The sequence below is a fragment of the Rhizobium sp. AG207R genome (genome assembly GCF_027109195.1).
In the GTDB taxonomy this organism is placed as follows: domain Bacteria; phylum Pseudomonadota; class Alphaproteobacteria; order Rhizobiales; family Rhizobiaceae; genus Rhizobium; species Rhizobium dioscoreae.
Genome location: NZ_JAEPVT010000005.1, coordinates 493,788 through 510,922 on the forward strand (window position 1 = coordinate 493,788; position 17,135 = coordinate 510,922).

Here is a 17,135-nt window from a genome sequence, read left to right on the forward strand (position 1 = left end):
TGTCTTTGCTTCGGGATTTCGTACACGGCCAGAGCATGATGCCGAAAAATGGGATCGGTTTTCGGACGACATCATGCTCTACTTCTTTAATTCTAGAGCCGGACAAGATCGTCCGGCTCTAAGGGGGAGCCAACCAAGCCGGCTCTCGGACCGAAAATGGGCCGAGAGCCGGAACTTTGCCTGGCGCAGCGAGTGCTGCGTCTCAGCTTTCAAAGGTGTAGTTGGAGAGGGGCATACTGCGTATCCGCTTGCCCGTCAGCGTGGAAACTGCATTGGCGACCGCCGGAGGGACGGCTGGCAGGCCCGGCTCGCCGATGCCGCCCATCTCTGCCCCGCTTTCGACGATGCGGACGTGAACGCGCGCCATGCGATCCGGCGGCAGGATCGGATAGAGGTCGTAGTTGCGCGCCACCGGCTCGCCGTTCTTGTAAACGGCCTCCTCCATCAGAACCTGTGACATTCCGAGCGCAGTCGCCGAATTGATCTGTGCTTCGATGATCGCCGGATTGACGATGCTGCCGGGATCGATCGCTTCCCAGACATCATGGACGACGACCTGGCCGTTGTGAATGGAGACCTCAGCGATTGCCGCCGTATGGCTGCCGAAGGGAGAGGCCATGGCAACGCCACGCGCCCGCTTCGAGCCATCCTCCGCCGTGAAGGGGCCCCGCTTCCAGCCGCCTGAGAGATCGCCGGCCGCTTTCAGGAGATTGCTCAGCCGCTCGTTCTTTTGCAGCAGCTTGAGACGCAGCTCGTAGGGGTCCTGCCCACCCTTGTCGGCCAGTTCGTCGAGGAAGGTCTCGTAGAAGAAGTCGTTCATGGAATTGCCGACAGAGCGCCAATAGGCGAGTGTCGTGGGGTTTTTGACGTAGATCTGTGCGATGCGGTAGTTCGGGATTGCATAGGATTTGCCGGCCAGGCCCTCCAGGGCCGTCGGATCCAGCGAATCCTCCTTGTGACCGTAAACGCCCTCGGTCGGTCCCTCGCAAGCGCTGATGGCCTCGAGCGCCACTGGCATACCGTTGGCGTCGAGTGCGCCGCGGAAGCGCACTGCCGCCATCGGGCGCATCGGATCGCGCAGAAATTCCTCCTCGCGGCTCCAGATCAGTTTGACCGGCCGCCCGACTTCCTTTGCAAGCTGGATGGCCTGCGGATAGGGATTGGCGGACGGATACAGGAAGTGCCGTCCAAAGAAGCCGCCCAGAATGGGGCTGTGGAGCGTCACTTTCGATGGGTCGAGGCCGGTCAGCTTGGCGATATCCGCCTGGAATTGCTCGGGCGCCTGGTTGGGCATCCAGATTTCGAGACTGCCATCCGGGTTGAAGCGGGCTAGGGTCGATGGCGGCTCCAGCTGCGCATGATGCAGATACTGGCTCCTGTAGGTGGCGGAAATGACGGTCTTGGCGCCGTCGAACGCTTTGGCGATATCGCCGACATTCTCCGCCTCCTTGCCATTGCCCGGTTCGTTGGCGAGCTTGTCGTTGAAAGCTGTTGTCGAAAAATCGGCGGGCATATAGCGGAGCGCAGGATCGGCGTCCGAGCCGGGTTCGCGCCAATCGACTTGAGCGGCTTCTGCTGCCCGCTTGGCATTCCACCAGCGTTCAGCGACGACAGCAACAGCGCCGGACAGACTATGGACGGAATGAACACCCGGCATCGCCTTCAGCTGGTCTTCGTTGCGGATCTTGCCGACCGTCAGGCCGAGGCGGGGAGCGTGCTGGACGGCGGCATGCAACATGCCGTCAACCTTGCAATCGATCGCGTAGATTGCCTTGCCCGTTGACTTGTCATGCATATCGAGCCGTTCGACCGGTTTGCCGATCCATCGGAATTTGCTTGGGTCCCGAAGCGCGACGTTCTCAGGGGCAGGAACCGGCAGATCCAGTGCTTCGCTCGCAACGTCGCCATAGGCGAGGCTGCGGCCCGATGCGGCATGGATCACGCGGCCGGGTTCCGTCGTCAGCTCGGTAATCGGAGCATCCAGGCGCTTGGCGGCTGCTTGCAGGATCATGTTGCGGGCGAGCGCGCCGAGCCGGCGCATGGTCTCATAGCTGGTGCGCACCGACATGCTGCCGCCGGTGATGCGCATCTTGCCGTGCACGACAAGATAGTCGCTGCCTGTCGGCGCATTTTCGACAATGAAGGTCTTCGGATCGGCATCGAGTTCTTCGCCGACGATCTGCGCCATCGCAGTGAAGACGCCTTGCCCGCCCTCGACGAAGGGGCTCATGAAGCGGATGGTGCTATCCGGGCGGATTTCGAGGAATGCCGGAACGCGAGTGCCTGGAGGCATAGCGCTTGCCGCCTGCTGTGCCCGTGCCCGGCCGACAGGAACGCCGAAGCCAAGCACGAATGCCCCGGCTGCCGCACCGGCAGAAGTGAGGAGAAAGTGCCGGCGTGAGATGTTGACCGGAGATCCGGTAGGGAATTCATCCTCCGGAACGAGATTGCGGCTGGTTTCGGTCATAGCGTCTCTCCTTCCTTGGAGGAGAGGTCTTTGACCGCCGCCTTGATCGCATTGTAAGTCCCGCATCGACAGAGATTGATCATCGCCGCGGCGATTTCGTCATCGGAAGGGTTTGGCGTTTGTTTGAGGAGCGCGGTCGCGGCGACGACCTGCCCCGATTGACAGTAACCACATTGCGGAACCTGATGCTTGACCCAGGCGGCGACAACACGCTTTCCAACCGGGTCGGCTTCGATCGCCTCGATCGTCGTGACCTGTCGACCGGCGACGCTGTCGAGCGGCGTCACGCACGAGCGCACCACTTCGCCGTCGACAAGGACCGAACAGGCGCCGCATTGTGCCAGCCCGCAACCATATTTGGTGCCGGTCATGCCCAACTCATCACGGATGATCCAGAGGAGCGGTGTATCTCCCTCCGAATCGACTTGGTACGATTGGCTATTGATTTGAAGATTCATGAGGCGCCTCCTGAGGCTTTCGATCGCGAACCTTCAATGCCGGTGCTGTTCGATGATCTGGATGCTCAACGAACGGATGACGTATAGCTCAGGCTCACAACCCGGACTATAACACTGAACCGGCCGCATCAAAAAGATTAGTATGTGAAACGTGATAGACGTTAGAAACCAGATTCATAAATCCGGTTTCCAGGCCTTTTTCGTTCGCGCAAAGGGGCGGCTGCATCGAAGAAGTGATCGATGCAGCTTTCGCGCCAAGCGATAATATGCTGATTCTAATGCGTAATCGCGCAGCTATGGTCCTGCACGTCCTCGCCGCCCATGCCCGGTGCGGCGACATCCGTCAGGACGATGAAGCCGGGGCCGTCGGCGAAGTTGGCGCCGACCACCACGAGATTGTGATCGCCCATTTCCTTTGCCGGGTCCTTCAATGTCTTGGCAAGCGCCAGGAATGGATTGAAGTCGCCCAAAGTCTCGCCCTTGACCCGGACCGCCATGAACCTGTGGCCGGCGATGGTATCGGGAAGAGGTGCCCAGTCGGCACCAATTTTGTCGGCATCGGCCTTGAGGACTGCCCGTGCATCAGCGCTCAGGCAATCGATGTGGATATGCAGCTGGTTCTGTGAGCGCGCTTGCTGTGCGTTAATAGCCAGGCTGAGGCCGTCACGCGGGAGCGCATGCGGCAATCGAACATCGACATCGGCCCGCTCGGCCCAGGCATCGGCAAAGAAGTTATGCGTTGCAGGATCGAGGAGCGCCGCGCTCTCCATGCCGGTAATCTTGTCGGTCGGAATCAGCAGAACTTGCGCAACGCCCCGCAGATCCTTCAGCATCGCGTAGTGTTCGGCCGTATTCACCGAAAGGCAGGGTGCAGTTTGTACGACGCACTTGTCATGAACGATCTTCCAGAGCACGTCGGAGTCGGCGAAGGCCGGCGCGAAAAGGAGGGGGAGGAAGGATGCGGCAAGAGCCGTGACGCGATACGAGAATGTCATGGCGGGAAATTTCCTAGGTTCAAACGGTTTGGCATTGTCCGAAATTCTGGAAGCTTAGCACAGGCCTATTAGGCTGATGTGACGGCTTGGCGGCGGCAAGTGACAAATGTGGGCAGGCGCGTGTCGCAGAGATTGCGCAGCATCAGCTTCGCTTCATCTTGGGCTAAGGCCGCTTTCAGTTTAGTTGCCTAAATGGCAGGAGCCGGGGAAAACCATGCCTCGCCCCAGGGAGGAAAAGGTCGCTTGCGGTGACTTTCCAAACATCGGCTGCGAGGCGTTCGCAACGCTCGATTGCCGCAACTTTGCGGCAGACAAAAAACGATCAGGAGCTTGAAATGGGTATCGGAAAGCTGATTGAAGAAGTTGCAGGTGCCGTGGCTGCCGACGAGGCCGTCGAGGCTGTCGACCCGAATGCCGGTTTCCTGACGAAGGCGGCCGCCGCCGTCGCCGGTTTCGAAGGCGTCAACAAGCTGACGGACGTGCTGAAGGAGAAAGAACAGGAGCCGGCTGCCGACAATAGCGGCGACCAGAACGGCTGACAGGAAGCGGCAAGCACGCCTGCCGAAAAGATTTTGAAAGCCGGGCATGTCCCGGCTTTTACGCCAGGTTCATCAATCTGCTGTCCGTCTTCAGCCATCGGCCTCGATGGAGATAAAAGGGCGAAAGAATGCAGTCGGCTGCAGGATCGAACTGGCGATATTGGCGATGATCGGGCCTGAAGCCTCGCTCTTTGCCAAAGCTTCCTTCCAGACCGGATCGGTTACGAACTCCGCCCATTTCCGCTGGCGTTCCTCTAGTGATTGCCATTCAAGTAAATAGATGAGGTCATTGCTGGACGGTCCGATCATCGTCGTCCAGAAACCGATGGGGCGGATTCCGATCCGATCCCAGATCGCGAGTGTCGCCGTTTCAAAACGCTCCTGGAGCGCTGGCAGCTTGCCGGGTAGGCAGGTATAGATGCGCATTTCATGGATCATGAAAATCCTCCTTAAGTGAATTCACAAGAGGTCGAGCCTGTCACTGACGGCCAGATTTAAAAATAGTTGAGCGATGACAGGAGGTTGTGATCATTTTGGTGCTGAATCAAAATGAGGGTCCGATGGCCTCGGCTACTATTGCTCGATTTGAGCATAACTTAGGTACACTTCATTTTTCAAGTGATTTGATGGATGGGGAGCGGGCGTTGATCGATCCCTTCACCCCGCCGGCTCGCAAGAAGGGACCGAGGACAAATAGCAGAGGCTCTTTCGATCCGCCTCCTGCCCATCCTCTATCTCGATCGTTTCAAAGCTAGATTCGCCCGAATGTCGGGGCTTGACGAAAACAAGCCAGGCATTAATTTAAACGGAGGCGCCTCCGTTTATTTGTTGCGTCCTCCGCTTCCCAATTCAGATGAGAGCCGATCATGACGTCAGAATTCCATCGGCCCATCTTTCCAACAGAAACCATAGCAACCGGTAGACCGACGGATAGATTCCACTAGATTCCGCAGGTCTTATCTTCGTGACGATGGCAGGAGCTTATCATGACACGAACCATCCATATCGCGCTCGACATTAACGGGCAGCGCCACGAGCTCGATATCGAGCCGCGTGTGACGCTTCTCGATGCGCTGCGCGAGCATCTTTCCCTCACCGGCACCAAGAAGGGCTGCGATCAGGGACAGTGCGGCGCCTGTACCTGCCATGTCGACGGTAAGCGCGTGCTATCCTGTCTGACGCTGGCTGCGCAGGCCGAAGGCCGTGAGATCACGACGATCGAGGGACTGAGCGGCGAGAGCGGCGATCTGCATCCGGTGCAGGCCGCATTTATCGAGCAGGACGCTTTCCAGTGCGGCTATTGCACGCCGGGCCAGATCATGTCGGCGGTTGCCTGCATCCGCGAGGGACATGCCGGCTCGGATGCGGAAATCCGCGAATATATGTCCGGCAATCTCTGTCGGTGCGGGGCCTATAACAGCATCGTTGCGGCGGTGCGCCAGGCCGCGGAGGTGGCATGATGCGAAACTTCTCCTATCTGCGGGCCACATCGACAGCAGAAGCCGCCCAGGCGGCGCAGCAGGCCGGCGCCATGCTGCTTGCCGGCGGAACGACGCTGCTCGATCTTGCCAAATGCGGTGTCGGCGAGCCCGATACCGTCATAGACATTACCCATCTTTCCGGTATGAGCGGCATCACCGTAACCGCCGATGGTGCAACGATCGGCGCGCTTGCCAGGATGAGCGAAGTCGCCGACCACAAGGATATCCTCGCGGCCTTCCCGGCTGTTTCCGAATCCTTGTCTCTGGCCGCCTCCGCCCAGCTTCGTAACATGGCGACAGTCGGCGGCAACCTCCTGCAGCGGACGCGCTGTTCCTATTTCCGCGATCCCGGCGCCTTTCCCGCCTGCAACAAGCGCAATCCCGGTTCCGGCTGTTCGGCGATCGGCGGCGTCACGCGCAATCACGCCGTGCTCGGAACCAGCGAGGCCTGCATCGCCTCCTACCCCGGTGATCTGGCGGTTGCTCTGGTCGCATTTGACGCCGTGGTCGAGACGGATAGCCGTAAAGTCGGCATCGACGATTTCTTCCTCGTTCCGGGCGACACGCCGAACAAGGAAACCGTCCTGCAGCGCGGCGAGATCATTACCGCCGTCACTATTCCTGCCTCCGCCGCTGCTCGGAACTCCACCTACCTCAAGGTCCGTGATCGGCAGTCCTATGAATTTGCTGCCGCGAGTGCCGCAGTCGGCCTGGAGCTTGAAGCCGACGGGAGAACGGTGCGTGATGTCCGCGTGGCAATCGGCGGGGTTGCCACCAAGCCCTGGCGGGCACGGGCAGTCGAGCAGGCACTCATCGGCAAGGCTCTCACTCCGGAGGCTTTGGAGAAGGCCAGCCGGCTCGCCATGGAGGGTGCCGCCGATCATGGCGGCAACCATTATAAGATCGAACTTGCGCCGCGCGTCATCGTCCGCGCCATTCAGAAGATGGGAGGTCTCGCATGACCATGATGGAACCCCGCAAGCACGGCGATGCGTCCGACGGCACCGTCGGCGGTCGTCAGTCGCGCTTCGAAGGCAGTATGAAGGTAACGGGTACGGCGACGTATGCGCTGGAATATCCGGTCGAAAACCTCGCTTATGCCGTGCTCATCCAGAGTACGATTCCGGCTGGCCGCGTTGTCGAGGTGGATGCTTCGGCAGCACTTGCGATGCCGGGCGTGCTGCTGGTGCTGACGCCGGAAGATGATCTCGGTCTCAAGCTTTCGGCTGATTGGGGCGGCAATAAGCCCGCCGACGGACCCTACTATCCGCTGCCGCGTGATGTGGGTTTCAACGGACAGTCGATTGCCGCTGTCGTTGCGGAGAGCCGCGAACTGGCGACGGAGGCCGCCAGGCTGGTGCGCGTCACTTACGAAGAGAGCCAGCACGTCGCCGATCTCAACGATCCGAATGCCGGCGAGGGCAAGCTCATGGAGCCCCTCTCGATTGCCTGGGGTGATGCCGAGGCAGCACTTGCTGCTTCCCCGGTTAGGATCGAAGCGGAATATTCGACACCGCGCGAATATCACGTGGCGATGGAGCCGCATGGTCTGACGGCGAAATGGGATGGCGACCAGCTGACGATCTGGGAGCCAAGCCAATGGTCCCATGGCATGGCGCGCATGTATTCCGAATGGTTCGACATGCCCTATGAGAATGTCCGGATCATTTCGCCCTTCATCGGCGGCGGTTTCGGATCGAAGGGGGTGCCGCTTGCCTATGGCGCGGTCGCCGTTGCGGCTGCCAGAAAGCTAGGCCGGCCGGTGAAACTAGCGGTCACCCGCCCGCAGAATTTCACGAGCTATGGCGGGCGCGCCGCGACCAGGCAGAAGATCGCGCTTGGCGCGACGGAAGACGGTATCCTGCAGGCGATCGTCCATCGCGGTGCCAGCGAAACCTCGGTCGATGCCGACTGGCCGGAGCAGACGGGGGCGGCAACGTCGATCCTCTACAAGGTCGAGAATTTCTCCTCGCAGCATCGTGTCGTGCCGGTCAATAGCGTCACGCCGGGCGCCTTGCGTGGTCCGGGCAAGAATCCGAGTGCCTACGGCATCGAATGTGCGATCGAGGAGCTGGCCTACAAGCTCGGCATGGACCCGCTCGAGATAAGGCTGAAGAACTATGCCGATCACGATTACCAGTCCGGCAAGCCGTGGTCGACGCGCCGGCTGCGCGAGGCGCTGACGGAAGGCGCGGAGGCTTTCGGCTGGTCGCGGCGCAGCCACGCGCCGCGCTCGATGCGGGACGGCAAGACGCTGATCGGCTGGGGCATCGGCTGCGGCACCTTCCCGGTCATCCGCGCACCGAGTGAAGCGATGATCCGCATTCTCGCAAACGGTCGGGTCGAGGTCGTCAGCGGCGCCATCGATATGGGGCAGGGCACCTACACGATCCTTGCCCAAAGCGCTGCGGAGGTCTTCGGCATTCCGGTCGATCAGGTCGAGGTCTATCTCGGCGATTCACGCCTACCGGGTTCGGCGATCGCCGGCGGTTCCATGCTGGCAGGCTCGATCATGGGGGCCGTCCATAAGGCGGCGGTCGCTGCCCGTGACGAACTCATCGGCCTTGCGCTTAGTGATGCCAATTCGCCCTTCCGCGATACGGGTGCAAATACGCTGAATTTTGCCGAGGGGCGCATCGCAGCCCCGCGTGGCGAGGCACCATCGCTGACGCTCGCCGAACTGATGTCCGCGCTGAAGCGCGAGGAGATCGAAGTCCGGCGCAACACCCTGCCTGACGGTGCGAACGCACAGGAGCAGCTTCAGGCGTGGACCACCATGGCTAGGGTTCAGGGACCGACCATGGGCGATTATTCCATGCATAGCTGGTGCGCCCATTTTGCCGAAGTGCGAGTCGACGAGGACTTCGGCACGGTGCGCGTCTCGCGCATGGTTTCCGCCTTTGATTGCGGCCGGCTCTACAATCCGAGGCTGGTGGAAAGCCAGTGGCGGGGCGGCATCATCATGGGCATCGGCCAGGCGCTTCTGGAAGAGGGGCTGGTCGATCAGCGTAACGGACGCACCGTCAACAACAATGTCGGCGATTACCTCGTGCCGACGAATTCCGACATTCCGGATATCCAGGTGATCTCCGTCGGTGTTCCTGACCATAATGCTTCGGCGCTCGGAGGCAAGGGCGTCGGGGAAGTCGGCATCGTTGGTGTTGCGCCTGCCATCGCCAACGCCGTGTTCCATGCCACCGGCAAGCGTGTTCGCGACCTGCCGATCACGCTGGAAAAGCTGCTCTAACGACAGTTCGGCTTGAGCCGCATTGTGTAAATGCGTGCGGCTCAAATGCCTCAAGCCTATCTCACTTCTGGTGGGTGTCTTCCAACAGATTTTCTCCCCCGCGAGCGTTGCCATTTCGGCAATCAGAAGGCCGAAAATCGGCGCTTCTTCAGAACGCTCCCATTTGTCATAGTTCGTCGAAAGCGCCCTTGAGAGCGCTGCGAGGCGAGCGTTATGGCTTACGTAATCACCGAGCCCTGCATCGATACGAAGGATGGCGCCTGCACTGTCGCCTGTCCGGTCGATTGCATCTATGAGGGCGGACGTATGTTTTACATCCATCCGGACGAGTGCATCAATTGCGGCCTCTGTCTCTCGGTCTGTCCCGTCGACGCCATCCTGTGGGACGAGGAAATGCCGGCGGAGCGGCTGTTCCTGCGCGACGTCAACCGCGATTTCTTTGCCGACGGCGTGACCGGCTGGGGTGCCCCCGGCGGCTGGGACAAGAGCCGCACGACCAGTCTCGATCATCCCTTCGTGGCGGCTTACGATGGTGCGCCCGAAAATTGCTTGTGATGCAAAGATGTCCTGATTAGGTGTCTCCGCTGCTCTTTGGGCAGTGGTTGTTGCCTCTCGCGATATCAGGAAATGCCGGACCAGCTCGCATAATAGGCGCGCGTCGCTTCCGACAATGCGTTGACGAGAGGCCGTTGCCTCTCAAGTCTCGGCAGATCGGCTCTTGCCTGCGCCAGGAGCTCGGCAATGGCAGCATCGAAGTCGACGCCTGTCAGTTCGCCTCCGCGCATCACCTCGCGGCCAGCCACGACAAGTCCGCGGGCGTATTGCGCGCTCATGCGCGTCAACAGGACCTCCGCCTCGTCGACATCATCGAACAGCGCATCGGCGATTAGGGCTTTATAATCGATGATCGTAAAGTCTTCCGCACTCTTGGCATTGATGACCTGCCTCCCAACCCGGATTGCTGCGTCGAAGACATTCTCGGCCGTCAAATGTCGTGTCAGGTTACGTCCGCCATGTAGCAGATAAAGGAGACGCATTTCCCGCCATAGATCCTGATCGTCATCCAGCCCTGTGCCGTCGAGGCCGATGGCGAAGGCGGGACCGCCGAGTTCGGTCATGGATGCGATCGGAGCGATGCCGGAGCGAAGGCGCAGATTGGCTGAGGGATTGCTGACGAGCTGCACGCCGCGCTCGGCAAGCAGTTCAAGTTCATCGGGGCGCAATTGGACGCCATGGGCGATGGCGAGCCGCGGCGACAGGAAGCCTATTTTGTCGAGATAGTTGACGACGCCCTCGGGAAAGCGGCGGTCCAGCCATAGGCGCTGGCGGGGACTTTCGAGCAGATGCATGTGTATGCGTCGATTATGATGCGCAGAAGCCTCCGCAATCGCCTCCAGAAGCGCGTTCGAACACCATTGCGGCCCGATCGGCCCATACTGCACATCGACCAGCGGGCTGGTGTTGGCCGCAGCAACCGCCTCAACGGCTGCAAGTTGGGTGGAGATCGGAGCGTAGGCTGGGATGGTCGGCTCCAACGCCTGCCAATCACCTGTGGACAGAAACGGCTTCAGCCGTTGCGGCCCGCCATCATAGGCCCAGGCATTATAGTCGAGCAGCGGGCAGGAAAGCGCAAGTCGAATGCCGATATCGTTGGCGGCCCGTATGACGGCGCTTGCCTCATCGACCAGATGATCGACATTGAGCGAGTTGTGGCAGTGCATCGTCGCGCCGACGCCGGTTTTGGCCAGCCGGCCGAAGGCGACAAGCGCCTCGAGATAGGGATCGGTGCGCGGCCGCAGCCTCAAGCCCGGTATCCACACCTCAAGTGCGTCGTCGACCGCGCCAAAATCAAGTGTGCGGATGCCATAGCCATGATCGTGGGCGTTGACGGGCGAGGGGAGGATGAGGTCGCCGGGCAGCGCAGTCGCAGCGTTGAACTGCAATGGCAGGTCTGTCAATCTGTCGAAGCGCGTGGCCGGGTCGTAGCCAGGACATTTTAGCAGGCGGATCGTTTTCATACTTTTCTCATCTGCTGACGATGGCTCTCAAATCCTCGCCGAACCTGCGCAACTCGGTATTAAGCAGCTCGATGACTGCTTGGCTAGCATGAGTTAGATGCCGATCGCGGGGGACGAAAACAGCGATATCGACGGTGCTGAGCTTGAAGTCCCGAATCGGAATGGCAACGATTTCGCCCGTCTGGATTTCCGGCCAGAGTCCGACCGGGGTAAAGAAACCAATGCCGTCTCCCGACATGATTAATGGTTTGAGGAGGATTGGATTGTTGGATGCGACCAACGTTCGCCCCACACGATTAAGCCCCGCAAGCTCGACCGCTATCGCCGAACTGACGACTTCGCTGTCGAGCGCCAGAAGCAGCTTATATTGGGCGCATTCTGGCAGCGTCACCGATTTCGCCCTAGCCAATGGATGCGATGAAGCGACCATGGCCATGAAGGCTGTGCGGATCGACCCCACAAGCTTCAGGTCATGTGGGGTCGCAAGGTCAAAGCTGATGCCGATATCAATGTCGCCCGCCGCCATGAAATGGAAAATATTGTTGTAGGCTCCCGCTCGGACGCGAAAGTCGACCGCAGGATGCAGTTTATGAAACCTCTTAATGAAATCAGGAAGAAACGTGACGAGCAGGCTGTCGAGGGCGGCGATATGGACGCGGCCCGTATTCTTTCCCTGAAGGTCACCGAGATTGGACTTCATTACCTCGAAGTCCTGCAGCGTCTCCTTGGCGTGGCGCAGCACGATTTCGCCGGCGGACGTCAGCCGCAGCCCGTCGGAAAAGCGTTCGAAGAGCGGTGTTCCAAGCTCGTCTTCGAGCTTCTTGATCTGGCGGCTGACGGCGGAGGTTGCCACATGCAGCTCTTCGGACGCCTTGCGGATGGATCCAGAGCGTGCGACCTCGGTGAAATATTTCAGGATGCTGGCATGCATAGAAAGCCCTCGGCAATCTTGAAGCTATAGCATGCCTATCTGCCGCGCCAAACGGGCGCACGCTTCTCGCGGAAGGCCGCTACACCCTCCATCGCATCCTCGCTTTTCAGCGCCTTGATGAGCGCCGGCGTCCGCAGCGCCTGTGCCTCGGCCGGGCTCAAATGGGCGGTGCGATTGACCGTCTGCTTGATCGCCCGCAGCGACAGCGGCGCGCAGGCGACAATGTCGGCAACCCAGCGATCGACAGCCGCATCGAGTTCGCCAGCCGATACGACTTCGTTGACGACACCATAGCTTGCCATTTCCTGGGCGCCGAACTGACGTCCCGTCAGCATCACGGCCATGGCGCGGTTGAACGGGATTTTGCGCTGGAGCAGCACCATGCCGCCATCGAGCGGCATGCGACCGACGCGCGCTTCCGGCAGGCCGAAGCGTGCCGTTTCCACCGCAATGACGATATCGCAACCGAGCACCATCTCGAAACCGCCGCCCAGCGCGTAGCCGTTGACGCGGGCGATGACGGGCACGTCGAGCGAGCGGCGGAACGCGAGGCCGCCAAAGCCGTTTTCCCGGCCGACGGTCCAATAATCGACGCCGGAACTGCCGCTGCCACCCTTGAGGTCGGCGCCTGCACAAAAAGCCTTTTCGCCTGAGCCTGTCAGGACGACGCAGCTGATATCGTCGCGCTTCTCGATCTCCGCCCAGATCGACTCAAGTTCGGCTTCCGTCTCGGCATCGACGGCGTTCATCCGGTCGGGCCGGTCCAGGGTGACGCGGGCGACGCGGTCTCCTACGGTGAAGGAGACGCTCATGCTGCGTCTCCCTGCACCTCGGAAAGCGAAGCCAGAATTTCGTCATTGTGCTGGCCGAGCTGCGGCGGAGAAATTCGCACGGTCACCTGTGCGGCCGACATGTCGATCGGCGAGCCGATCAGACGGATCGGACCGGCTGCGGTCTCGCCTGCCTCGAGGATCATCTTGTTGATGATCGTCTGCTCGTCCTTCAGCGCCTCGGGGAGTGAACGCACCGGGGCGCAGAGGATGTCGACGCCTTCCAGCCGTTCAATCCAGTGCGCGGTGCTGTTCTTGGCGAAGTTGTCGCGGAAGATCGCCTGCAATTCCGGCCGCCGCGCCATCTGCGCATCGAAATCCTTATAGTGCGGATATTGCGAGAGGTCCTCGATCTCCAACGCCTCGCAGATGTCACGCAAGGGGTTCGGCTTGAAGGCGCCGACCATGACGATCGCGCTGTCCGTTGTCTCGAAAACACCCGTCAGCGGAAAGGCGCCCCAGTTCAGATCCTTCTGCCGCATCAGATGTGTCGTGCCCTCCTGCATCTGCATGGCGATCATGGAGTTGTAGAGGCTGACGGCGACCTGTTGGCCTTCGCCGGTCTTGTCGCGTTGCAGCAGGGCAAGCAGGATGCCCTGGACGAGATGCATGCCGGCCGAGTAATCGGCAAGCGGCGTGGCATAGATCGAGGTCGGGTGGCTATTGTCCGACTTGCGGCGCATGACGCCGGAGACGGCCTGCGCCAGCACATCCTGGCCGCCTTTATGCTGATAGGGGCCGGTCAGCCCGAAACCCGTGCCGACGGCATAGATCAGGCGCGGATTGATCTTCTTGAGATCCTCATAGCCAAAACCCATGCGTTCCATGACGCCGGGCCGGAAGTTGTTGACGACCACGTCGGCAGTCTCAAGCAGCGCCTGGACGGTTTTGCGGGCGCCGGCATCCTTCAGATCGAGCGCCAGGCTCTTCTTGTTGCGGTTCAAGGAGCAAAAGACCGGATTGTTGAGCCCGTCCGGATCGGAGCCCAACGACCAACGCGAGAGATCGCCGATCTTGACCTTCTCGATCTTGATAACTTCGGCGCCATAGTCGGCCAAAACCTGCGTGCAGGAAGGGCCGAGCATGACCTGCGTGAAATCGATCACGCGGATTCCGTCGAGTGGCAAAGTCGTCATTCTGCAGCCTCCAAATATGTCGCGTTCTCCGAGGGAATGTCGCCTGGATCGGCTCCCTGAGCCCGCATCTGCTTCTGAATTGCCCGGATATCGGCCTTGCGAACGGTCGTGCCGGCATTGAGGGCAACCGTTGCTGCGACACCCGCCGCTTCGCCCATCGCCATGCAGGGCGGGATCTCGCGGCTGGATTTCTGTGCCTGCGGCGTTGCCGAATAATGCCGGCCGGCAACGATCAGCTGATCGACCTCCCTGGGCAGCATGGCGCGGTACGGCGTGTAGTAATCGCGGCCGCGGCAGACCGTGTCCGCAAAATGGCGGCGGGTCATGACGTCGTCCTTCGTTACGACATAATCTCCCTGCAACAACCGCGTCTGGCGCACGCCGGTCTGCGGCGCAAAATCGACGACATAGGCGTTCTCGAAGCCGGGCATTTTTTCCCGCGCGAAATCGAGCAGCTTTGCGATCCGCGAGCGGCCTTCCATCTCCGCCTTGGTCAGGTCGTCGACCTTCAGACCACTCAGCGTCGGCATATGCGGGCAGTTCAGCCAGACGACGCCTGGCAGCGGCGTCTTCAGCCACCAGAAGGACCAGCAACCGCCGATCAGCCGCTTGGCTTCGTGATCGCGCGCCTTGAAGGCTTCCGGCTCCTGCCGTTCGAAACGCTCCGCCGCTTCCGTATCGACGCCACCCCAACGCGAGACCGTCGTCAGGATGAAGTTGGATTCGACATGGGAAGCCCCCGCGCTTGCAGCGACATCGAGATCGCCCGTCGTGTCGATGACGACATCGCCGAGGATCGCCTGCATGCCTTCCTTGGTCTGGCAGATGACGCCCTTGATTGCGCCACCCTCGACGATCGCCGAGGAGAACCAGCTATGGGTCCTGAGCTTGATCTTCGCTTCGGCGATCATGTCATAGGCGGCGCGCTTGAAGGCGTCGGGATCGAAGGCGGCCGAAAAACAGATCGGATGCGGCATCGACTGGGTGTGGAAGTCGAAGAGGCCCCAGCGCGCCCAGCGCTGCCAGGCCTCCGGCGTATCGCGGAATTCGATCAGGCGATCGCGATCGGTAGGGGTCACGCAGAGTCCCCAGCGCTTCATACGCTCGATCATCTCCATGCAGATGCCGCGCACGGTGATTTCGAGCTCGTTGATCATGTCGTCGAGCACGAGCACCATGCCGCCGGCGGCAAGTCCGCCGACATAGGGATAACGTTCGAGAAGCGTGACGCTGGCGCCGTTGCGTGCGGCCGAGACGGCAGCGGCAATCCCTGCCGGGCCACCGCCGACCACAACCACATCAGAGCGATCGACGACACGGATATCCCGTGCAGGCTGGTGAATAACCTGTTCCATTGGTGTTCCCTCGATGTTTTCTAAGCTTTAGTGCTGTCCCGCCGGCTTCCAGCGGATCATCTTCGCCTCGGCGACTGAGACGATGAAGAAGAGGATCACGGCCAGCAGCGCGGCAATGACTACCGTTGCGTAAAGCAGCGGCGAGCGGAAATTGTAGGTCGCCTCGATGATGAGTGCGCCAAGCCCGAAGCTGGAACCGATCCATTCCGCGACGATCGCGCCCATGACACTGCTCGTTGCGGCGATCTTCAGCGCGGCGAAGAGAAATGGCAGCGAGCTTGGCAGACGGACCTTCCAGAGAATCTCCGAATTGCTGGCCGAAAGCACCCGCATCAGGTCGAGCATTGCGGGGCTGGCGGAGCGAAGTCCCTGCACCATGTTGACCAGCGTCGGGAAGAAGCAGATGAGGCCGGCGATGATGATCTTCGGGGCGACGCCGTTGCCGAAGATCAGGACCAGGATCGGCGCAAGCGCGATGATCGGGATCGCCTTGACGAAGACGGCGATCGGATAGAAGGCCTTCTCGGCCGTCGCGCTGTGGACGAACCAGATCGCCAGCAGTATGGCGACGAGATTGCCGAAGACGAAACCGAGAACGGCCTCGAGCACGGTCGGCAGGAAGTTTCGCGTCAGCGTCGCGGCATTATCGCGAAAGGCAGAGAGCACATCGAGCGGGCTTGGCGCCATGAAGGTCGGGATTTTGAAGATCCAGATGACCGCCTGCCAGAGCACGATGCAGCCGAGTGCCGCAAGAATCGCCGGCATATGCGAGGAGAGAACGCCGACGGTTGCGTCGAGGATGGCGACCTTGCGCGGCGCCTTGGCGATGTGGCCGATGTCGGAGTGCACGGCGTTGCTCATATGCATTCCTCCAGCAGCGCGCGCAGATGCGCGGTCACTTTTATGAAGTCGACCGTGTCACGCATCGCAAGGGCGCGGGGATAGGGAAGATCGACCTTCATGAATTCTTTCACCCGGCCGGGGTGGGCCTGCAGCATCAGCACGTGCTGACCGAGGAAGACCGCCTCCGGAATGGAATGGGTGACGAAAACGATGGTCGTGCCCGTTTCGCGCCAGATGCGAAGCAGTTCCTCGTTGAGCTTGTCGCGGGTGATTTCATCCAGAGCGCCGAAGGGCTCGTCCATCAGCAGGATACGTGGCTTTGTTATCAGGGCGCGGGCGATGGCGACGCGCTGGCGCATGCCGCCGGACAATTCGTGCGGCAGGGCATTTTCACGACCCTTGAGGCCGACGAGAGCGAGCAGCTCCATGGGATCGGCGTAGGAGCTTTTGTCGTGCCTGCCGACTTCCAGCGGCAGGCGGACATTGTCGATGACGCTCCGCCACGGCAAAAGCGTTGCCTCCTGGAAGACGAAGGCAAAATCGCGACCCTGGCGCGCCTCTCGTGGCGGTCGGCCGAAAACCGAAACCGAACCGTCGCTGATGTCAACGAGATCGGCAATGCAGCGCAGCAAGGTCGACTTGCCGCATCCGGACGGCCCGAGCATGGTGACGAACGATCCTTCCGGAATATCGACGGAGACCTTGGACAGAGCGGTGAACTCGTTGCCTTTGTCGCCGAAGCGAATATCGAGATCGCGAATGGAAACGGCAAGCCTTGACGTTTCGACGACCGGTAGCGGCGGCTGCTTGATGGTGGCGGCGCTCATCATGGCAT

Annotated in this window: 16 protein-coding genes; 5 read left to right on the plus strand and 11 right to left on the minus strand. The window is 60.8% G+C overall.

What is annotated here, in order from left to right; all coding sequences use genetic code 11:
* Window positions 1-202: 202 nt before the first annotated feature.
* From JJQ51_RS14825 to JJQ51_RS14835, 3 genes are all read right to left on the minus strand, one after another.
* Complete coding sequence (locus JJQ51_RS14825) at window positions 203-2,467, minus strand: xanthine dehydrogenase family protein molybdopterin-binding subunit (RefSeq protein ID WP_113350676.1); 2,265 nt, start codon at window positions 2,465-2,467, stop codon at window positions 203-205.
* Window positions 2,464-2,925, minus strand: a complete 462-nt coding sequence (locus tag JJQ51_RS14830) for a (2Fe-2S)-binding protein (protein WP_113350675.1) — start codon at window positions 2,923-2,925, stop codon at window positions 2,464-2,466. The genes JJQ51_RS14825 and JJQ51_RS14830 overlap by 4 nt, the downstream gene beginning before the upstream one ends.
* Window positions 2,926-3,200: 275 nt before the next feature.
* Window positions 3,201-3,920: a CDP-diacylglycerol diphosphatase gene (locus tag JJQ51_RS14835; RefSeq protein WP_113350674.1), complete on the minus strand. Its 720-nt coding sequence runs from the start codon at window positions 3,918-3,920 to the stop codon at window positions 3,201-3,203.
* Window positions 3,921-4,255: 335 nt separating this feature from the next.
* On the opposite strand from JJQ51_RS14835, the gene JJQ51_RS14840 reads away from it, so the two are divergent.
* Window positions 4,256-4,459, plus strand: coding sequence for a hypothetical protein (locus JJQ51_RS14840; protein ID WP_092707204.1), 204 nt, complete (start codon window positions 4,256-4,258; stop codon window positions 4,457-4,459).
* Between the two features lie 90 nt (window positions 4,460-4,549).
* Here the strand turns inward: JJQ51_RS14840 and JJQ51_RS14845 are convergent, their stop codons facing one another.
* Window positions 4,550-4,897 carry an NIPSNAP family protein gene (locus JJQ51_RS14845; protein WP_113350673.1) on the minus strand — a complete coding sequence of 116 codons (348 nt, stop codon included), beginning with the start codon at window positions 4,895-4,897 and terminating at the stop codon, window positions 4,550-4,552.
* 548 nt (window positions 4,898-5,445) lie between these two features.
* Between JJQ51_RS14845 and JJQ51_RS14850 the strand changes: the two genes are divergently transcribed.
* The 4 genes from JJQ51_RS14850 to fdxA all read left to right on the plus strand — a co-directional run bounded on the left by JJQ51_RS14850 (window position 5,446) and on the right by fdxA (window position 9,742).
* The gene (locus JJQ51_RS14850) at window positions 5,446-5,919 is read left to right on the plus strand and encodes a (2Fe-2S)-binding protein (RefSeq protein ID WP_113350672.1); all 474 of its coding nucleotides are present in this window, start codon (window positions 5,446-5,448) and stop codon (window positions 5,917-5,919) included.
* On the plus strand, window positions 5,919-6,902 hold the full coding sequence (locus tag JJQ51_RS14855) for an FAD binding domain-containing protein (RefSeq protein ID WP_113351046.1): 984 nt from the start codon (window positions 5,919-5,921) through the stop codon (window positions 6,900-6,902). The genes JJQ51_RS14850 and JJQ51_RS14855 overlap by 1 nt, the downstream gene beginning before the upstream one ends.
* Entirely contained in the window at window positions 6,899-9,187 is a 2,289-nt protein-coding gene (locus JJQ51_RS14860; protein ID WP_113350671.1) for a xanthine dehydrogenase family protein molybdopterin-binding subunit, read from the plus strand. The genes JJQ51_RS14855 and JJQ51_RS14860 overlap by 4 nt, the downstream gene beginning before the upstream one ends.
* A gap of 213 nt (window positions 9,188-9,400) precedes the next feature.
* Window positions 9,401-9,742, plus strand: a complete 342-nt coding sequence (fdxA, locus tag JJQ51_RS14865; protein ID WP_113350670.1) for a ferredoxin — start codon at window positions 9,401-9,403, stop codon at window positions 9,740-9,742.
* A 65-nt stretch (window positions 9,743-9,807) separates the two neighbouring features.
* Here the strand turns inward: fdxA and JJQ51_RS14870 are convergent, their stop codons facing one another.
* Genes JJQ51_RS14870 through JJQ51_RS14900 form a run of 7 tightly spaced genes read right to left on the minus strand, consistent with a single transcriptional unit; the run spans window position 9,808 to window position 17,130 of the window.
* Window positions 9,808-11,205 carry an amidohydrolase family protein gene (locus JJQ51_RS14870; protein ID WP_113350669.1) on the minus strand — a complete coding sequence of 466 codons (1,398 nt, stop codon included), beginning with the start codon at window positions 11,203-11,205 and terminating at the stop codon, window positions 9,808-9,810.
* A gap of 7 nt (window positions 11,206-11,212) precedes the next feature.
* Entirely contained in the window at window positions 11,213-12,136 is a 924-nt protein-coding gene (locus tag JJQ51_RS14875) for a LysR family transcriptional regulator (protein WP_069610244.1), read from the minus strand.
* Between the two features lie 35 nt (window positions 12,137-12,171).
* Entirely contained in the window at window positions 12,172-12,948 is a 777-nt protein-coding gene (locus tag JJQ51_RS14880) for an enoyl-CoA hydratase-related protein (protein WP_113350668.1), read from the minus strand.
* Window positions 12,945-14,102 (minus strand): CaiB/BaiF CoA transferase family protein, encoded by a 1,158-nt coding sequence (locus tag JJQ51_RS14885; protein WP_113350667.1) that lies wholly within the window; start codon window positions 14,100-14,102, stop codon window positions 12,945-12,947. The genes JJQ51_RS14880 and JJQ51_RS14885 overlap by 4 nt, the downstream gene beginning before the upstream one ends.
* Entirely contained in the window at window positions 14,099-15,457 is a 1,359-nt protein-coding gene (locus JJQ51_RS14890) for an FAD-dependent oxidoreductase (protein ID WP_269244843.1), read from the minus strand. Before JJQ51_RS14890 ends, JJQ51_RS14885 begins: the two co-directional genes overlap by 4 nt.
* A gap of 27 nt (window positions 15,458-15,484) precedes the next feature.
* Window positions 15,485-16,318 (minus strand): ABC transporter permease, encoded by an 834-nt coding sequence (locus tag JJQ51_RS14895; RefSeq protein WP_269244844.1) that lies wholly within the window; start codon window positions 16,316-16,318, stop codon window positions 15,485-15,487.
* A complete protein-coding gene (locus JJQ51_RS14900; RefSeq protein WP_113329810.1) occupies window positions 16,315-17,130 on the minus strand; it encodes an ABC transporter ATP-binding protein in 816 nt (271 codons plus the stop codon). Before JJQ51_RS14900 ends, JJQ51_RS14895 begins: the two co-directional genes overlap by 4 nt.
* Between the last annotated feature and the right edge of the window lie 5 nt (window positions 17,131-17,135).

Bases quoted from the DNA above. Each gene is read 5' to 3' on its own strand.
- JJQ51_RS14850 (WP_113350672.1), top strand. From the start codon at position 5,446: ATGACACGAACCATCCATATCGCGCTCGACATTAACGGGCAGCGCCAC.
- JJQ51_RS14895 (WP_269244844.1), bottom strand. From the start codon at position 16,318: ATGAGCAACGCCGTGCACTCCGACATCGGCCACATCGCCAAGGCGCCG.
- JJQ51_RS14835 (WP_113350674.1), bottom strand. From the start codon at position 3,920: ATGACATTCTCGTATCGCGTCACGGCTCTTGCCGCATCCTTCCTCCCC.
- JJQ51_RS14825 (WP_113350676.1), bottom strand. From the start codon at position 2,467: ATGACCGAAACCAGCCGCAATCTCGTTCCGGAGGATGAATTCCCTACC.
- JJQ51_RS14880 (WP_113350668.1), bottom strand. From the start codon at position 12,948: ATGAGCGTCTCCTTCACCGTAGGAGACCGCGTCGCCCGCGTCACCCTG.
- JJQ51_RS14845 (WP_113350673.1), bottom strand. From the start codon at position 4,897: ATGATCCATGAAATGCGCATCTATACCTGCCTACCCGGCAAGCTGCCA.
- JJQ51_RS14840 (WP_092707204.1), top strand. From the start codon at position 4,256: ATGGGTATCGGAAAGCTGATTGAAGAAGTTGCAGGTGCCGTGGCTGCC.
- JJQ51_RS14830 (WP_113350675.1), bottom strand. From the start codon at position 2,925: ATGAATCTTCAAATCAATAGCCAATCGTACCAAGTCGATTCGGAGGGA.
- JJQ51_RS14885 (WP_113350667.1), bottom strand. From the start codon at position 14,102: ATGACGACTTTGCCACTCGACGGAATCCGCGTGATCGATTTCACGCAG.
- JJQ51_RS14900 (WP_113329810.1), bottom strand. From the start codon at position 17,130: ATGATGAGCGCCGCCACCATCAAGCAGCCGCCGCTACCGGTCGTCGAA.
- JJQ51_RS14875 (WP_069610244.1), bottom strand. From the start codon at position 12,136: ATGCATGCCAGCATCCTGAAATATTTCACCGAGGTCGCACGCTCTGGA.
- JJQ51_RS14860 (WP_113350671.1), top strand. From the start codon at position 6,899: ATGACCATGATGGAACCCCGCAAGCACGGCGATGCGTCCGACGGCACC.
- JJQ51_RS14870 (WP_113350669.1), bottom strand. From the start codon at position 11,205: ATGAAAACGATCCGCCTGCTAAAATGTCCTGGCTACGACCCGGCCACG.
- JJQ51_RS14855 (WP_113351046.1), top strand. From the start codon at position 5,919: ATGCGAAACTTCTCCTATCTGCGGGCCACATCGACAGCAGAAGCCGCC.
- JJQ51_RS14890 (WP_269244843.1), bottom strand. From the start codon at position 15,457: ATGGAACAGGTTATTCACCAGCCTGCACGGGATATCCGTGTCGTCGAT.
- fdxA (WP_113350670.1), top strand. From the start codon at position 9,401: ATGGCTTACGTAATCACCGAGCCCTGCATCGATACGAAGGATGGCGCC.